Consider the following 18,246-nt stretch of genomic DNA (forward strand, 5'->3'; position numbering starts at 1 on the left):
TGATATCCGATTTCGCCGGCACGCTTTGATGTGACCGAACGCTTACTTTCAACGGATGACGCTTATTCCAAATTATGGTATACAACTTTCATTCATATTACTCTGCGGTCAAAAATAGTTACATTTCGCTTTCAGCATTCGTCTTGATCACGATTTGCTCGTTCTCATAGTCCACGACAATCCGGCTGTAATCCTTCACCCGTCCCGCCACGATTTCTTTGGCCAGAGGCGTTTCAATCCGCTTCTGCATAAATCTCTTTAATGGACGCGCTCCATAGACAGGATCAAAACCTGCTTGCGCGATATACTCTTTCGCACGCTCTGACAGCGTTACAGAAATATGGCGATCCGCAAGGCGTGTGCCCAGTTCTCCCGCAAACTTGTCCACAATTCCCTTTAACTCTTTTATCGTCAGCGGCTTAAATAGAACGATATCATCAATGCGATTTAAAAATTCCGGCCGGAAGTGCATTCGCAATTGCTGCATCACTTGACTGCGAGCTTCTTCGCCAATTTCGCCATTTTCTTGCCCTGCTTCCAGTAGTGTGTGTGAACCGATATTCGATGTTAAAATAATGACGGTATTTTTAAAGTCCACCGTTCTTCCTTGTGAGTCCGTAATGCGGCCGTCGTCAAGCGCTTGTAATAAAATATTAAACACTTCCGGATGCGCTTTTTCCACTTCATCAAGCAAAATAACCGAATACGGCTTGCGACGCACCGCTTCTGTCAGCTGTCCGCCTTCTTCATAACCGACATATCCGGGAGGCGCGCCAATCAGCCGCGATACCGCGTGCTTTTCCATGTACTCCGACATATCAATCCGAACCATCTGTTCTTCGCTATCAAAAAGCGCTTGCGCCAACGCCTTGGCCAGCTCCGTTTTCCCTACCCCTGTCGGCCCTAGAAATAGAAAGGATCCAATCGGTCGGCGCGGATCTTTAATACCGGCGCGCGCCCGCAACACGGCATCTGCCACCAACTCTACCGCTTCGTCTTGACCGATGACGCGTTGATGCAATAGCTCCTGCAAGCGCAACAGCTTTTCCCGTTCCCCTTCTACTAGCTTCGTTAATGGGATGCCGGTCCATCTTGAGACGATTTCGGCAATTTCTTCTTCCGTCACCTCTTCCCGCAAAAGCCGCCCTTCTTTTTCTGTTCGGCTCGCATCTTGTTCAAGTTGCTTTAATTGCTTTTCCAGTTCCGGAATGCGTCCATGGCGCAGCTCAGCTGCTTTATTTAAATCATAAGCATTTTCAGCCTCTTCTAGCTCTCGTTTTGCTCTTTCCAGTTCCTCACGAACACCGCGTATTTGCTGAATCGCTTCTTTTTCCTGTTGCCATTTCGCTTTCATGCTATTGGCTTTTTCTTTTAAATTGGCCAGCTCCTGTTTGAGAGCTTCCAGACGTTCCCGGCTCGCTTCATCCTCTTCCTTGCGCAACGCTGCTTCTTCAATCTCAAGCTGCATCACACGACGCATCACCTCATCTAATTCTGATGGCATTGAATCAATTTCTGTGCGAATCATGGCGCACGCTTCATCAACAAGATCAATGGCTTTATCAGGAAGAAAACGTTCAGAAATATAGCGATCTGATAATACCGCAGCGGTAACGAGCGCGCGGTCATGAATATTCACGCCGTGATGAATCTCAAACCGTTCCTTTAAACCACGCAAGATAGAAATCGTATCTTCCACGCTCGGCTCTTCCACAAGCACCTGCTGAAACCGTCGCTCTAAAGCCGGGTCCTTTTCGATATATTGTCGATATTCATCCAAAGTGGTAGCGCCAATGCAGCGCAATTCCCCGCGAGCGAGCATCGGCTTTAACATGTTTCCTGCATCAATAGCCCCCTCGGCTTTTCCAGCACCGACAATCGTATGCAACTCGTCAATAAATAAAATGATCTTTCCTTCGCTTTTTTTTATTTCATTTAATACAGCTTTTAAGCGCTCTTCAAATTCCCCGCGAAATTTCGCTCCTGCGATTAAAGAGCTCATATCTAAAGCAAAAATGATTTTATCTTTTAAGCCTTCCGGTACGTCCTTCCGAACAATCCGTTGAGCAAGCCCTTCGACAATCGCTGTTTTTCCCACTCCCGGTTCGCCAATAAGCACTGGATTATTTTTGGTTTTACGCGATAAAATGCGGATCACACGGCGAATTTCACTGTCGCGGCCGATGACAGGGTCAATTTTTCCGGCGCGCGCCTCTTCCACTAAATCGCGGCCATATTTTTTTAATACCTCATATGTAGCTTCTGGATTTGCACTTGTCACGCGCTGATTCCCCCTTATTTCTTTTAATACGTGTAAAAGTCTCGAACGATTTAATTCGTACTTTTGCAGCAGCTGCCCGATCTCATTTTTTTCATTGGTTAACGCCAAAAGCAAATGTTCTACAGAGGTATACTCATCCTTCATCTGTTTTGCTTCCTGTTCAGCGTTGGTGAGCAACCGTTCCAAACGAGGCGCCATGTAGACAATTTCTTCCGCCCCCATCACTTCAGGTTTTCTTTTTAAAAATGAACGGAGATCTACAGCCATTTTGTTAATATTGATATGTAGAAGAGAGAGCATGCGTTTGGCCAGCCCTTCTTCCTGCTCCAACAACGCCAGCAAAAGATGATCGATATCCATCATTTGATGATGATACGTTTTGGCGATGGATTGAGCAGAGATCAGCGCCTCCTGCATCTTTTCTGTTAGCTTGTTCATATCCATGACATTCACCTGTCTTTTGACTTTTTTTGACCTTTATATATATTATACCCTTGTCCCACAGGAAAAGCCATTCCCACGGTGAGAATGGCTCAGTCTATTATCCTGCGTCACAGCGTCTCGTTCGTCTGCACGGTAACGTCTTCGTTCGGTTCTCTTCTTTCTCTGCCCAGCGTTTTTAAGACATTTTGAAGTGGAAACAACTGAAATGAGTAACGCCTCAAAATAATGGTAGACAAAGAAAAAATCTGCTTTGTCTACCATATCAACGGCTGCATCGATCGTTATGGTTTGCGCATATAAGTCCAATGGCGATTATGATTGGACGTTTCTGGGAATGTATCTCCCGCTTTGAGCTTCACTTTTTTAGGATTTTTCACGTTATCTCCTGTTTCTCCGATTTCAATATATACACCATTGTTGGGCGCTTTGTCCCCTGGTCCAAAATGACGTCTTTGGCCCATGCTCATCCCCTCCTTCAAGCAGCGTACACGCTTATCATCTCCCCTCTTTTTATCATTCACTCATGCAAATCGTGGAATGATTTGCAAAAAAACACCGGAGTAACCTCCGGTGTTTTTCAGCATGATAATAACGATAGCAAAATGGCTTTTTGGACATGGAGACGATTTCCCGCTTGCTCAAATACATAAGAATGGTCGCTGTCAATGACGCCAGCTGTCACTTCTTCGTCGCGATGAGCAGGCAAACAATGCAAAAACATATAATCTGGCTTAGCCTGCTTCACTAGCTGTTCGTTGACTTGAAACGGCTGGAACACTGCCAGCCGCTGCTGGCTTTCCTGTTCTTGTCCCATGCTCGTCCATACATCCGTATAAATGACATCAGCATGTTTCACCGCTTCTTGTGGAGAATGGGTCACGACAATTTGTGATCCTGTTTGTTTGGCTACTTCGATTGCAGCCTCGACATATTGTTCTTTCGGTTCATAGCCTACCGGGCATGCAATCGTACAATCCATCCCTACTTTGGCAGCGGCGATCATTAATCCATGGGCAACATTATTGCCATCTCCGACATATACTAGCTTCAGTCCCTTTAGCTGTTTTTTCGTTTCATAAATGGTTAGTAAATCAGCCAGTGCTTGACATGGATGATCGTCATCTGTCAATCCGTTAATAACGGGCACCGTTGCGTACTGTGCAAGCTCTTCGATTTTGCTATGGGCGAATGTGCGAATCATAATCGCATCTACATATTGCGATAATACTCTTGCCGTATCAGCAATGGTTTCCCCGCGGCCAATTTGCAAATCATTGCTGTTTAAATAAAGCGCATGTCCGCCTAACTGTGTCATCCCCACTTCAAAGGATACTCTCGTCCGCGTAGATGGCTTTTCGAAAATCATCGCCAATGTTTTCCCTGTTAATGGTGTATAGGCTTGACCTGCCAGCTGCTTTTGTTTCAACTCACTTGCTAACGTTAGTAAATCATGGATCTCCTCAGAAGAAAAATCGATTAATGTTAATAAATCCTTTCCTTTTAATGAATGGATTGTCGCATTCATCCTATCACCGCTTCCTCTGTTTGTTTTTTTAATTTAAGCCATTCCTGAATCGAAAGAACGGAAAAATCGTCAGAATCAAGCGCCTGCAAAAACAGCTTGCACGTTTCCACTTCCGTAAAGGCCAGCAGCTGCCGTGACAAAGCAAGCATCCGTTGTTCCGCAGCTTGTTGATCGTTTTTGAAATTAAAAAAGGCTAATGCTTCTTTTCGCTTTACCCATTCAGAAAATGGAATGTGGCTCACAAGCTTGATTCGCTTATTCTTCATTGCTTCTACGAGCGCTTGTATTTGCTCTATTTCTGCATCCACATAAACCTCGAAAGCATCTGCTTTTTTTGTCAAATAAGAATGGAACGCTTTGCCGGATGCCTCCGCTGCTGTATGAGCAATGCTAATTCCTTCGCCTGTCGATTTCATTTCCGGCCCGACAAGCGGATCGACTCCAGGCAGCTTATGCATTGAAAAAACGGGATATTTCAAAACAATGTAGGGCATATCGCTGAAGCTGTTTGTCACAGAATCATTTACCTCATCTAAGCATTTCCCAAGCAATAATTTTGTCGCAATTTGCGCAAGTGGAATTCCCGTCGTCTTGCTGACAATCGGCACCGTTCGGCTCGCGCGAGGGTTGACTTCCAGCACATACACCTCGCCATTTGCGATGACAAATTGAATATTCATTAAACCTTTGAATTGAAGCTTTTGCACAATTTTTTCAGCAAATGTTTTTATCTTGGCTTTTTCATCTTCTGACAGCGTTTGCGCTGGCAGCCACGCATAGCTATCACCTGAATGGACGCCCGCTTTTTCAACATGCTCAATAATGGTTGGAATCAGTACGCTCTTTCCATCGGCTACCACATCGACTTCGGCTTCTTTTCCTTCCAAATACGCATCAATCAGTACGGGATACGTCAAAGTGGCCGCTTGCTGCAACAATTGCTGTTCATTTTGTACAATAAACATGCCTTTGCCGCCGATCACATATGACGGACGAAGCAACACCGGATAACCGATCTTTTCCGCTTTTTCCACCAACTCATTTTCATTTTCGGCTATTACACCAGGCACGTGTGGAATCGCTAATTCCTCTAAAAGCTGATAAAAACGATCACGATCCTCCAGCTGGTCAATGACATCGTATGAGGCGCCTAAAATGGTCACACCTGCCTCTTCCAGTTCTTTTACTAGATTAATCGCTGTCTGTCCCCCGAATTGGACAACCACTTTTTGAATTTGTTCTGCCTCAATCACATTAAGCACATCTTCCAACACAAGCGGTTCGAAATAAAGACGATCCGCCACTGCAAAATCGGTGCTAACGGTTTCCGGATTATTGTTAATCAAGACGGTTTCGTATCCTTCTTTCTGAAGAGCATAGACGCTATGAACGGAGCTGTAGTCAAACTCAATTCCTTGGCCGATTCGAATCGGCCCCCCTCCGATAATAAGAACTTTTTCTTTATCGCTTGCTTTTCGTTCATCCGCACCAAAATAAGTGGAGTAATAGTAATCCGTTTCCGAGTGGAATTCCGCTGCACACGTATCTACCATTTTATAAGCTGGAATAATGCCAAGCTGCTTCCGCTTGCGGCGAATTTCCGCTTCCTTTACATTCCAAATATTCGCTAAAAAAGCATCAGAAAAGCCTTTTTCTTTCAATAAGCGAAGCATTGCGGCATCAATATGAGCAAAATGGGCGGCTTTCGCTTGTTGCTCAAGCATAATAAGCTGATAAAAACTATTTAAAAAAAAGCGGTCGATTTTGGTTAGCTGATAGATCGTTTCGATCCCTTCGCCGCGTCTGAACAATTCTAAAATCGCAAAAAAGCGGCGATCATCTTGATGAATTAATAGCTCTTTTAATTCATCATTCGTTTTGGCGGACATCTCCGGCAAAAACAATCCGTTATTAGCCCCCTCCAATGAACGGACAGCCTTTTGCAGGGCGCGCTCCAAATTGCGGTCAATCGCCATCACTTCCCCCGTCGCTTTCATTTGCGTTCCTAGGCGGCGGTCGCCGCTTGGAAATTTGTCAAATGGCAAACGCGGAAATTTGACAACAACATAATCAAGCGCTGGTTCAAAGCTGGCAAATGTATTTTTCGTAACAGGATTTAGCAATTCCGCTAATGTATAGCCAACAGCCAATTTGGCAGCAATGCGCGCAATCGGATATCCGGTCGCTTTGGATGCCAAAGCGGAGGAACGGCTGACGCGCGGATTCACCTCGATTAAATAATAATTTTTGCTAAACGGATCGAGCGCGAATTGAATGTTGCATCCGCCAATAATTCCGAGCGCTGAAATAATTTTTACTGCCGATGAGCGCAGCATATGATATTCTTCATCCGTTAAGGTTTGGGATGGGGCCACAACAATGGAGTCACCCGTATGAACTCCGACAGGATCGATGTTTTCCATGTTGCAAACTGTAATGCAAGTATCGGTATCGTCGCGCATCACTTCATATTCGATTTCTTTGTATCCTGCCACACTGCGCTCCACCAAACATTGGGTAATGGGACTTTCCGCCAATCCCTTTTCAACGAGGGATACAAATTGCTCCATGGTTTCCGCAATTCCTCCGCCGCTTCCCCCTAATGTATAGGCTGGACGGATAATGATCGGGAAGCCGATCTTTTCAGCAAAAGCAACTGCGTCCGCTACATTCGTAATAATTTCACTTTCTGGCACCGGCTCGTTTAACTCATACATTAACTGGCGGAACGCTTCCCGATCCTCTCCTTTTTGGATCGCTTCAATCGGTGTTCCAAGCAATCTCACGCCATATTTCGTTAAAACTCCTGCTTCATGGAGCTGAAACGCTAAGTTTAATCCCGTCTGTCCTCCAAAGGTCGCCAACAAGCCATCAGGCCGTTCTTTCGCGATAATGCTCTCCAAGCTATCGACTGTCAATGGCTCAAAATAAACAGCATCTGCATGAACATCGTCAGTCATAATCGTAGCCGGATTGTTATTGACTAGAATGACGCGATAGCCTTCTTCCTTTAAAGCGATGCATGCTTGCGTACCAGAATAGTCAAACTCCGCCGCTTGACCAATCACAATCGGTCCAGATCCGATGATTAAAATCGATTGAAGTGATGGATCTTTAGGCATATACTTTCTCTCCTTTGTTCACTGCTTGCAAAAATTCAGCAAAAATATGTTCTGTATCATTTGGTCCGGGATGTGCCTCCGGGTGATACTGAACCGATAAAATCGGTTTGTATCGGTGAACCATTCCTTCTACCGAATCGTCGTTCACATTGATAAAGCGAATGTCAAACGGCGTAGCGGCCAAACTTTCTTTATTGACCACATAACTATGGTTTTGCGAAGTCATGAACACCTTTTTCTTCTGCAAATCATAAACGGGCTGGTTGGCTCCGCGATGTCCAAAGCGGAGCTTCTCTGTGTTGGCTCCGTATGATAATGCGACGAGCTGGTGTCCTAAACAAATCGCAAGCGTCGGATAATGGTCAATCATCATTCGGATAGTCGGCAAATATTCCGCCAGCTGCTTCGGATCTCCCGGGCCATTGGATAAAACGATCCCGTCGGGCTGCAATGCTTCAATAGCGGAAAATGGCGTATGATAAGGAACGACGGTTACTTGGCATCCTCTTGTTACCAGAGATTGCACTATCGATTTCTTATAGCCAAAATCGACGAGTACAATATGCGTATCGCCGTTTCCATATACGGACATTTGCTCAGTGGACACACTTGCAACAGGAAAGCGAATTTCCTTGAGCGCGCCAATCTCCGATTCTCCTGGAGCAATCCACCCCATCATCGTTCCTTGATTGCGAATCTCTTTTACCAGCGCCCGCGTATCCACATGGGTTAATAGCGGAATCTTCCATTGCTGCAAGTATTCTTTTAAACTATATTTCGCTTCATAATGGTATCCTTGCTGACTTGCCTCATATACAATCACCGCCTGCACATGCGGTTTTTTACTTTCGAAATCGGTTTCATTAATTCCATAATTTCCAATAAGTGGATACGTGAACACCATGATTTGGTTTTTATATGAAGGATCTGTCAGCACTTCCTGATAGCCGGTCATTCCTGTATAAAAGACGACTTCCCCTTGAATTTCCCCGTTTTCTCCCGGCACTTCAAGAACTCCGGCAAATGTCTTTCCATTTGCTAAATGCAAACAAGCGTTCATCGCAGACACCTCATTGTCGAATTTTTATTACAAAATGAGAATTTTTATGCATTCACTATGAAAAAAAATTCCGCTCCTAGGAAATAGCCACATATTCGTTTAGCAACACTTCTTTCAAGATGGCAACAGCCCTATCCAGTTCTTCTTTCGTTACAATCAGCGGCGGCACTAAACGAATCACATTCGCGCCAGCGGGCAGTACAAGCAATCCTTTTTCATGGATAAGCGGAATCAGCTTTGCCACGTCCGCCTCGCATTCGATTCCTATTAATAAGCCGAGGCCGCGCACTTCTCGCACATGTCCGACTCCGGCTAAAGCCGTGCGAAGCTGCTCTAAGAAATAATGTCCTTTTTCTGCTACGCTTTGTAAAAAATCATCTTGGAAAATCACTTGCAAGGTGGCTTTCGCCGCCGCCATTGCTAACGGATTTCCGCCAAATGTGGAGCCGTGAGTTCCCGCTGTAAACGCATCTCGCAAAAAGGCCTTGCCAATCATCGCTCCGACCGGAAAGCCGCTTCCTAATCCCTTGGCTGTCGTAATAATATCTGGTTCAATCGAAAAATGCTGATAGGCAAACGCCTTCCCGGTCCGTCCAATTCCCGTCTGCACCTCATCAACGATCAGCAATGCTCCATATTGTCGACACAACTGAACAGTTTTTTGTAAAAATGATTCATTGATTTGTCTTACTCCGCCTTCGCCTTGCACGATTTCCAGCATCACAGCCGCCACTTGTTCACTCATTTCCTTTTCCAGCATCTCTATGTCATTAAACGGAAGGTGAACAAACTCCGGTAAAAGCGGTCCAAAGCCCTTATGAACTTTTTCTTGTCCTGTTGCCGACATCGTAGCAAACGTCCGGCCATGAAACGACTGCTGAAAAGAAATCACTTTTGCCCGTCCTGTATACTTTCTTGCCAGCTTTAACGCCGCTTCATTTGCTTCCGCACCGCTATTGCAGAAAAACACATAATCCCCGCAGCTATGCCCGGCAAGCAGCTGAGCCACTTCTTCCTGCAATGGATTTGTAAATAAATTAGAGGTATGCCACACCTTATTTAGCTGAGCTTCCAATGCCTCTTGCACTTGTGGCGGACGATGCCCTAAATTGCAAACCGCAATTCCAGCCACAAAATCTAAATATTGCTTGCCATCTGTAGCGACAACTGTCGTTCCTTGTGCCGATTCCACACATAGATCCCAACGATTATACGTCGGAAATAACGCTCCCATTAGCAAACCCCCGCTTCCTTTTGAATGCTCGTTCCATGTAGTTTTCCTTCTGAATAAAATGAGTGCTTCCCGCTTACAATCATCACCTCAGGCAGAGAATCCGACAAAGCGCTTAGCGCCGCTTTGACCTTCGGGATCATCCCTCCTGAAATAATTCCGTCCTCTATCATTTTTTCAATTTCTTCTGCTGTTGCATACTCCACAAGTGAACCGTTGTGCAGCACTCCTGGAACATCGGTCACAAAAATGAGCTGTTGGGCTCGCAATGCTTGGGCGATAGCACCAGCGGCCGTATCGGCGTTAATGTTATATTTTTGTCCGTTCTGATCGCATCCAATCGGCGCGATCACCGGGATATAACGAACACGAAGAAAATGGGCTAAAAATGATGCGTTAACGCGGGTGACGGTTCCCACATACCCTAGCCGTTCAAGATCAAGCGGAGCCGCTTCAAGCAACCGGCCATCCACGCCGGACACCCCGGCACCAGGCAAATGGTATTGCCAAAGCAGCGAAACAAGCTGTTTATTTACTTTTCCGGCTAAGACCATTTCAACGACATCCAACCCTTCTTTTGTCGTTTTCCGCAATCCATTCACAAACTCGCTTTCAATCGCCAGCTGCTTTAACATTTGCCCAATTTCCGGCCCTCCTCCATGAACGATGACAATATTTTTTCCTTGGGCATGCAACGCTTGCAAGCTTTGAAAAAATGATGAAGATAATTCGTTAAGAACGCTTCCTCCGCATTTAATGACAATCGTTCCCTGCATTTTCCTCTTCCCCCCGTCATCACGTGCGATAGCTTGCGTTAATTTTCACGTAATCATAAGTTAAATCGCATCCCCATGCGACTCCTGTACCATTTCCAAGATGCAGGTCAACATGAATCATAATTTCATGATTTTGCAAATAAGCCGTTGCTTCCTCTTCAGAAAACGGTTGGGGTTCGCTTGCTTTTAGCATGACAATATCCCCTAATGTAATATCGACGCAGTCAGGGTTGACGGTTGCATCCGCATAACCGATCGCGCCGATAATTCTTCCCCAATTGGCATCCGCTCCATAAACCGCCGTTTTGACAAGATTAGAGCCGACGATTTGTTTGGCGATGCGCTTGGCATCGTCATCCGTCACAGCCCCTGATACGCGAACCTCAATCAGCTTGGTCGCTCCTTCTCCATCTTTGGCAATTTGTTTCGCCAAATCCTCGCATGTTTTCTTTAATGCATCGTAAAATTTATTCCATTCTGGATGGCGCGGCGTTAATTCGGTTGTTTCAGCAAGGCCGCTCGCCATGACGACCACCATATCATTTGTAGACGTATCGCCATCGACCGTGATCTGATTAAACGATAGATCAGTAATGGAACGAAGCGCCTCCTGTAAAACGGGCGAGGAAATATTAGCATCTGTTGTAATAAAAGCGAGCATCGTCGCCATATTAGGATGAATCATTCCTGATCCTTTGGCAGCCCCTCCGATTGTCACGGTTTTCCTCTCAATCGTCGTTTGATAACAGGCTTGCTTCATGACTGTATCGGTCGTTAAAATGGCGGTTTGAAACGCATGTGCGCTTTCCTCTGTAACACTCGGCTGCAATTTTTTTATGCCTTCGCGAATTTTTTCCATCGGCAAAAACTCTCCAATGACTCCCGTAGAAGCGACCGCTACGTAGTGCGAAGGCAGCCCGAATTGCAGAGCGCAAAGCTCCCGCATTTCATAAGCGTCTTTTAATCCCTGCTCTCCTGTACACGCATTGGCGCATGCGCTATTGACGACGATCGCCTGCAATTTTTGCTCAACCGCGATGCTCTCTTGCGTAACTTTCAGCGGAGCAGCTTGAAAATGGCTTTGAGTATAAACGGCTGCGCAGGAGGCAGGCACATCGCAAACAATCACTCCAAGATCTTTTTTTATATATCGCAAACCAGCGTGTACACCTGCCGCCTTAAATCCCTTTGGGGTAACAACGGCCCCATTGGCAACGCAGTAAATTTCATGCTCCTGTTTCGTTAACATTTTGCTTCTTCTCCTTCCTATGGATAAATAGGGGCAACCTTCAATCCTTCTGACTCGTTCCATCCCATCATCACATTAAAGTTTTGAACAGCCTGGCCCGCGGCCCCTTTCACTAAATTGTCGATGACAGAAACAACAGTGATTCTTCCTGTTCTTTCATCATAAGCGATGCCGATATCGCAATAGTTTGAGCCGTACACTTCTTTTGTCGCTGGAAATTGTCCGGAGTTTCGGACGCGGACAAAATGAGCCGTTTCATAACTTGTTTTATATAAATCTAGCAATGTCTCAAGCGACAGCTCTACTTTCGCTTGAGCATAAATCGTCGCCATAATTCCCCTCGTCATCGGGATTAAATGGGTGCTAAACGTAATCGGCTGAATGTGTTCGTTCCAAAGCTTCAGCATTTGCTCAATTTCCGGGATATGCTGATGCTCATTTACTTTATAAATTTTCACATTTTCATTAATTTCGGAAAAATGCGTATTTAACGACGCTTTTCTTCCGGCTCCTGATACCCCTGATTTAGCATCCACAATGATCGATTGTTCTTCAATAAGCCCATTCTGCACAAGTGGCGCCAATCCAAGCAGCGTCGCTGTCGGGTAGCATCCCGGATTCGCAAGCAGCTGAGCCTTTCGTATCTCTGTTCGATTCCATTCGGAAAGTCCATACACAGCTTTCTGCAAATATGAATGCTCCGCAGCTGGCCGCTTATACCATTTCTCATATACGGTGCCATCTTTCAAACGAAAATCGCCAGAGAGATCAATCACTTTTATTCCTTTCTCAATTAGCAATGGGGACAGCTCGCTGGACACTCCAGGAGGCGTTGCAAAAAAGACAACATCATTGGCTGCAGCGATTTGTTCAATCGCCATTTTTCTTAAAACATTCCCTCTGTTTTCGCCCGTATGCGGAAAACTTTGCGATAACGCCATGCCATCCTGCGATGAAGAATAGAGATGGCAACGTTCAACATGAGGATGGTGCTGGAGAAATCTCAGCAATTCCACACCGCTGTATCCTGTTGCGCCAATGATTGCAATATTCATAGTTGTCCTCCTCGAACAATGATATTCATGTAGTTATCATTATAATACTGCATAAAAATAAAATCAAATGTATATTTATTTTTTATTTGTATTTTCTATCAAAATCGCAAACAAGCAGGCTTCTATCTAAAAGAGCAGAAATAGAATGATCCGATAGATTCAGAAAAACAGTTGTGATTAACCTATAGATTGCGAGGAATTTACAGAAATAAAAACAAAAAAAGCTTCAATATAACTAAAATGCTTTACAGGTGCCCTGACAAAGAGGAAGAAATTATTTGATTAAGACAAAAAAGCATTATAGATATAATTTTATTCATTGATTGTTCTTAACGAGTGATTCCCCCAAGAAGAACGCGGTTTTGTTTCGCAATGTCTAAAAGAAGGTAAACCAAGTATGTCATATACAATACTTAACAACATATTCACGACTAAAATGTTTATCCAATCGAAAAGACGATTTTTAGATTAGATAAAATGGTTTCAATATTTCATAGTTGCAAAGGAACAAATATCGTGAACATCTTTTGAGAAAGCCATGCTCAATATTATTTTATCCACTTTATTAAACAGGATGATGAAGGGCACAGATAAAAATAAAGTTTATGAAAAAGAGGAGGGATAATACCGAAACCACACACTTCTTTTCTTAGATGTACGTTTAGAGATAATTAAAAAAATTTATTATTACCGATTTTTAGGTATGAACCTTATTTTTTACTTATTTACAAAAAAACAAATATTTTAAAATAAATATATCAATAATGATAGAATTTTCTAAAAGAGAGAGGAGGTGCAGACATGAAACGTAGAATTTTCGATCTATTTTTGGTATTGATTTCTTCGACTTTTATTTTGCTATCGGGCTGTAAAGAATCTGATCATAAAAATCAGGAAACAGGACAAGCTTCTACCACTATGAAACACGAACAAATGAAAAAAACACTGGAGACCTCCAATATAACAGCCCATAACGATCAAAATGTAACCATAAAATTGAATACTAATAAAGCGAAATTAAATGAACTGACTAGAATAATTGCTAGCGTTTTTAATGAGAATACACCTATCCAGAACGCAGAGGTCAATTTAGAAATATGGGAAATAAATTCTGAAAAACACGAATTCATACCTTTAAAACCTGATCCTCAACAGGCAGGATCATACAGTGTAGATTTAAAGTTTAAAAAAACAACAGAATATAAAATCATTATACATGTACAAACAGCAACATTGCATGCTATGTCCAGAGCAGGTAGAGGAATTTAAAGATTTTAAATTCCCTGATGGTTGGGAGCTAAAAGGGAATGTGGTATTATCAAGAAAACGGACACGTTAAACAGAGAGAAATAGCTGAACTTAGGCAGCTACTTTTCTCTGATTAGCGTAGTAAGCAGCCTCAAATTCACATGGCGATACATAGCCAAGGGTGGAATGACTTCTTTTGCGATTGTAGAAGCATTCGATGTACTCAAAAATGGCTTGTTTCGCTTCTTTCCGCGTGCGGAATCGATTCAGATCAATGCACTCTTTCTTGATTAGGCTATGAAACGACTCCATACAAGCATTGTCGTAACCGTTCCCACGTCTCGATATGCTCACTTGAAAATGATGTTCCTGTAAAAGTTGCTGATCGTCATTCGAAGCATATTGGCTCCCACGATCCGAATGATGAATCACTCGTTCCGTTGGTTTTTCGCTGTTTAAAGCCCGTTGTAGTGCTTTGATGACGAACTCTTTCGTCATTCGTGTATCGATATACCATCCTACAATCTTACGAGTATATCAATCCATAATACTCACTAAATACAACCAGCCTTCATCGGTAGGAATGTACGTAATATCCGCCATCCATCCTTCATTCGGAGCCGTTGCTTGGAAGTTCTGTTTCAATAGATTGGCATATACGTTGTAAGGATGGTGACTATTCGTAGTGGCTTTGAATTTACGGACGGTAATGGATCTCAAGCCTTCTTCGTTCATGATGCGAGCGACCGTCTTTTGAGACACACGAATCCCTTGTTTGCGTAGTTCTTGCGTCATTTTCGGGCTTCCGTAAATCTTACGGGACTTTAGATACTCGTTTCGAATCTGTTGAGTGAGTTGTTCTTTTCGTTCTTTCTGTTTACTTTTCGCACGCTTGAGCCAGTCGTAATACCCACTTCTTGAAACACCGAGCATTTGACACATCTTCACAACAAGAAATTCGTTTCGGTGTTGAAAAATAAATGCGTAAATGACTTCTGGTTTCTGGTGAAGATGCCTAACGCCTTTTTTAGGATCGCTAATTCCTCCTCCAACTCTTGATTGCGACGGCGTAACTCAATGATTTCTTGATTTTGTGGCTTGATGTTGCCCGAACCCACAAAACTCTTTCCGTTGCTTTCTTTGTATTCTTTAACCCAACGGTGAAGAGTGTTGTAAGCCAAACCTAACTCTTTTGGCACTTGGGTGATGGACTTGTCCCCCTCCAAGCATAACTCAACCGCTTGAATCTTGTATTCTTGATCAAATGTTCTCTTTTTCATGATTGGACACCTCGAACCGATTGTCATTAAGTTGATTATCATCTCCCTGTTCTCCGTGTCCACTTTTAGACTAACATCAACTGAATATTCAGTATCCTGTTTGGAGAAAACCGGTTCTCTACCTATTCTGAATCTATTCCAGAGATACCCTATCTATCTTACATTACACAAAATTCTCGACGGTACCACTCATTCTCTATCAAAAAATTTAAATTTCTATTTCGTGAAATTGTTTATGTTAATTTCGTCAGGATTTGCACCCTCTACATACAGAGTTTGGAGTAGATTATAAATTATTTTATTTTTCCTTACTGCAAGAGGTTCGTTACCTCTAATATTTTCATTTACCCATTTGGTAAAGGCATTTTCAGTTCCTGTAGATTGATGAACTCCAATTTTTTTACGCCACACATTACGTTGTGGTAGAAAGGATTCAAAACTTTTACGAAGAATATATTTCTCTATTCCATGTAAGTTCTTTAATCTAGGGTCTAATTGTAGCGTTATTCTCAAAAATTCGCGATCCCAGTATGGATGGGTTGTCCAAATTCCATGAACTAAACCTATAGTATGAGTAAACTCGTTGGAACCATCGATTGATAGTACATCCTGTTGTATATAATTATCCAACTCTTCTATTGACATGTGGGGATCTAACATACCTCCAAACAAAATATCTGATCCATATCCAGTAAGAATACGGTTAGTAAATGAGCGAGCATGTTGATAAGTTATATATACTGGTGTTAAATATTCAATAAATTCTGCATGTGGGACCTCAGCAGCCCATACTACATGCGGTAGTTTTTCTAAAAATTCTTCTTCCCTGATTAAAAACTCATGATGATCTGTTTGATATCTATCTGCTACAAATTTAGCGTATTCAAATTCATTTGCTGACTCAGTTCCTATAGAAAATGTATATAGTTTTGTAACCTTAGGAGCAATTAAACTTGTAATAGCGCTGGAATCAATCCCACCCGAAAGAATAACACCTACTGAATCATTTTCTCCTTTCTGAAATTCTACCGCTTTGTCGAGCGTTTCATATAACAAGTGACAAGCCTTTTCTTCTGATATTACTAGCCTTTCAGAAGGCATTCTCCAGTGATGTTCTTTTTTCATCTCAAACGTCCGAAGATTAATCTCAATAATAGATCCGATTGGTACGCGATTAATACCTTTAAAAATTGTTTCAATCATATTTTGTTCAAAAATTCGATCCTCAAATTTGCGAAGTCCAGGAGAAAGATTCCCACCAAGAATAAGGGCTTTAGCCTCAGTTGCTACATAGATAGAATTTTTGGATATATGGAAATATAAAGGTATTGTCCCGGCGTGATCAGTAACTAAAAGTAAACGATCCCTAAAACGAATAACTGCAGCGAAACGACCATTTACAAGTCGTAAAGCTGTTGTCCCATATAATCTAATTAAATTTAATAATAAATCTACATCTAAATCACTTGAGTTTTTTTCTTCACCAATTATAGTATTCCAAATAGACTCTCTATTATAAACTTCACCTATCATCCATATGGCTATGTCTTCTTCAATCATATAGGCCGTTTTGACACAATTTTCTTCTCCTCGGATTACACTAGAGTATTCCAAGTTTTCTATCCGTTCAAATCGTGTACTATTGATTCCCTGAACAGCAAAAGGCCATTCAACTACCTCATTATGTCGGTCAGGGCTTACAATCAAACCAAAACCTGTACAACGTACCACAAAAATCCCTTCTTTCTTTAGTTTTTTAGATAGTTAAGTTGTATATTCACCATTTATTCGAACGTAGTCGTAGGAAAGATCACACCCCCAAACGGTCGCTGTATCTTTTCCTAAACCAAGAGATACTCGGATTGTAATTTCCGATATCTGCAAATATTTTCTAATTTGTTCCAAATCTAGGTCATTTACCGGTTTTCCTTTGTAAACAGGTATAGTACCAAAAAATATCGAAACTTTTTCAGGTGAGATTTCTACTTCTTCCTCACATTTACCAATCGCCATTGCTATACGTCCCCAGTTAGGGTCAGTTCCAAATATAGCTGTTTTTACAAGTGGAGAATTTACGATTTTTTTTCCAACTTTTTTAGCTTGAGCGAAGCTAGATGCTTCCTCTACAATAACTTCAAGTAATTTGGTAGCACCTTCACCATCTCGGGCAATTTCCTTAGCAAGTTCTATAGCCATATTTGTTAACGCTGTTCTAAAATCGTCAAAGTTTACTTTACCTGCTAAACCATTAGCCATAATAGCAACAGTATCACTTGTACTTGTGTCAGTATCGATACTTACCATATTAAAGGATTTATTTACTGCTTCTTCAAGAAATTCTTTTAACGTATCTGAAGGGATTTTTGCATCTGTTACAAAATAAGCAAGCAAGGTAGCCATGTTTGGTTCAATCATTCCGGATCCTTTAGCTATGCCAACTAATGTAGCACTTCCTACCTTACAAACCCTCATTTTTGGGTAGGTATCAGTGGTCATGATAGCTTCAGCAGCTTTCTCAAATCCCCCCTGAATCATCTGGTTTTTAAGGTCTTTGATCCCCTTCCTAATCTTTTCCATTGGTAATTGTCGGCCGATTACACCTGTTGATGAAGGGAGAATATCTTCTGGAGAAATATTTAATTCTTCTCCGATAAGTTGAATTATCTCTTTTACATTTGCAATTCCTTCTTCACCTGTAGCCACATTAGCATTCTTACTATTAATTACAAAACATTGTAATCGTCCATTAGCAACGTTTTTTCTTCCAATTGGGATAGGTGCACCACAAAAACGGCTTTGTGTAAACATAGCAGCAGCCGTAGCGAGTGTCGTAGAATATATAACAGTAAAATCAAGTGTTTCGTCTTTTATTCCTAAATTTTTAGAGCAAGTGTAAAATCCTTTTGGTAAATACATTGACAAAATCTCCTGATTATTATTTTTCAGTGGGTTAATAATTTCCACTTTTAAAATCC

12 protein-coding genes and 1 pseudogene are annotated in these 18,246 nt (G+C 42.5%); 1 reads left to right on the forward strand and 12 read right to left on the reverse strand.

What is annotated here, in order from left to right:
- Positions 1-118 precede the first annotated feature (118 nt).
- The 9 genes from clpB to argC all read right to left on the reverse strand — a co-directional run bounded on the left by clpB (position 119) and on the right by argC (position 12,743).
- The gene (clpB, locus tag GGQ95_RS08705) at positions 119-2,725 is read right to left on the reverse strand and encodes an ATP-dependent chaperone ClpB (protein ID WP_183186613.1); all 2,607 of its coding nucleotides are present in this window, start codon (positions 2,723-2,725) and stop codon (positions 119-121) included.
- Positions 2,726-3,006: 281 nt separating this feature from the next.
- Positions 3,007-3,186, reverse strand: a complete 180-nt coding sequence (locus tag GGQ95_RS08710) for a YjzC family protein (protein ID WP_044745720.1) — start codon at positions 3,184-3,186, stop codon at positions 3,007-3,009.
- Between the two features lie 116 nt (positions 3,187-3,302).
- Complete coding sequence (gene argF / locus GGQ95_RS08715) at positions 3,303-4,250, reverse strand: ornithine carbamoyltransferase (protein ID WP_066148274.1); 948 nt, start codon at positions 4,248-4,250, stop codon at positions 3,303-3,305.
- On the reverse strand, positions 4,247-7,372 hold the full coding sequence (gene carB / locus GGQ95_RS08720; RefSeq protein ID WP_183186614.1) for a carbamoyl-phosphate synthase (glutamine-hydrolyzing) large subunit: 3,126 nt from the start codon (positions 7,370-7,372) through the stop codon (positions 4,247-4,249). The genes argF and carB overlap by 4 nt, the downstream gene beginning before the upstream one ends.
- Complete coding sequence (locus GGQ95_RS08725; RefSeq protein WP_183186615.1) at positions 7,365-8,432, reverse strand: carbamoyl phosphate synthase small subunit; 1,068 nt, start codon at positions 8,430-8,432, stop codon at positions 7,365-7,367. Before GGQ95_RS08725 ends, carB begins: the two co-directional genes overlap by 8 nt.
- Positions 8,433-8,508: 76 nt before the next feature.
- A complete protein-coding gene (gene argD, locus GGQ95_RS08730) occupies positions 8,509-9,666 on the reverse strand; it encodes an acetylornithine transaminase (protein WP_183186616.1) in 1,158 nt (385 codons plus the stop codon).
- Positions 9,666-10,439 carry an acetylglutamate kinase gene (gene argB, locus GGQ95_RS08735; protein ID WP_183186617.1) on the reverse strand — a complete coding sequence of 258 codons (774 nt, stop codon included), beginning with the start codon at positions 10,437-10,439 and terminating at the stop codon, positions 9,666-9,668. Before argB ends, argD begins: the two co-directional genes overlap by 1 nt.
- 19 nt (positions 10,440-10,458) lie before the next feature.
- Complete coding sequence (gene argJ, locus GGQ95_RS08740) at positions 10,459-11,688, reverse strand: bifunctional ornithine acetyltransferase/N-acetylglutamate synthase (protein WP_183186618.1); 1,230 nt, start codon at positions 11,686-11,688, stop codon at positions 10,459-10,461.
- Between the two features lie 17 nt (positions 11,689-11,705).
- A complete protein-coding gene (gene argC / locus GGQ95_RS08745; protein ID WP_066148260.1) occupies positions 11,706-12,743 on the reverse strand; it encodes an N-acetyl-gamma-glutamyl-phosphate reductase in 1,038 nt (345 codons plus the stop codon).
- A gap of 801 nt (positions 12,744-13,544) precedes the next feature.
- Here argC and GGQ95_RS08750 point away from each other — a divergent pair.
- Positions 13,545-14,012, forward strand: coding sequence for a FixH family protein (locus GGQ95_RS08750; RefSeq protein ID WP_183186619.1), 468 nt, complete (start codon positions 13,545-13,547; stop codon positions 14,010-14,012).
- A gap of 90 nt (positions 14,013-14,102) precedes the next feature.
- Here GGQ95_RS08750 and GGQ95_RS08755 read toward each other — a convergent pair.
- From GGQ95_RS08755 to argJ (GGQ95_RS08765), 3 genes and pseudogenes are all read right to left on the reverse strand, one after another.
- A pseudogene (locus GGQ95_RS08755) lies at positions 14,103-15,271 on the reverse strand (IS3 family transposase).
- Positions 15,272-15,487: 216 nt separating this feature from the next.
- Positions 15,488-17,002 (reverse strand): asparagine synthase-related protein, encoded by a 1,515-nt coding sequence (locus GGQ95_RS08760; protein ID WP_183186620.1) that lies wholly within the window; start codon positions 17,000-17,002, stop codon positions 15,488-15,490.
- A 33-nt stretch (positions 17,003-17,035) separates the two neighbouring features.
- Positions 17,036-18,235, reverse strand: coding sequence for a bifunctional glutamate N-acetyltransferase/amino-acid acetyltransferase ArgJ (gene argJ, locus GGQ95_RS08765; protein WP_240371513.1), 1,200 nt, complete (start codon positions 18,233-18,235; stop codon positions 17,036-17,038).
- Positions 18,236-18,246 lie beyond the last annotated feature (11 nt).

Origin of the sequence: Anoxybacteroides rupiense (genome assembly GCF_014196195.1) — a bacterium.
GTDB lineage: Bacteria > Bacillota > Bacilli > Bacillales > Anoxybacillaceae > Anoxybacteroides > Anoxybacteroides rupiense.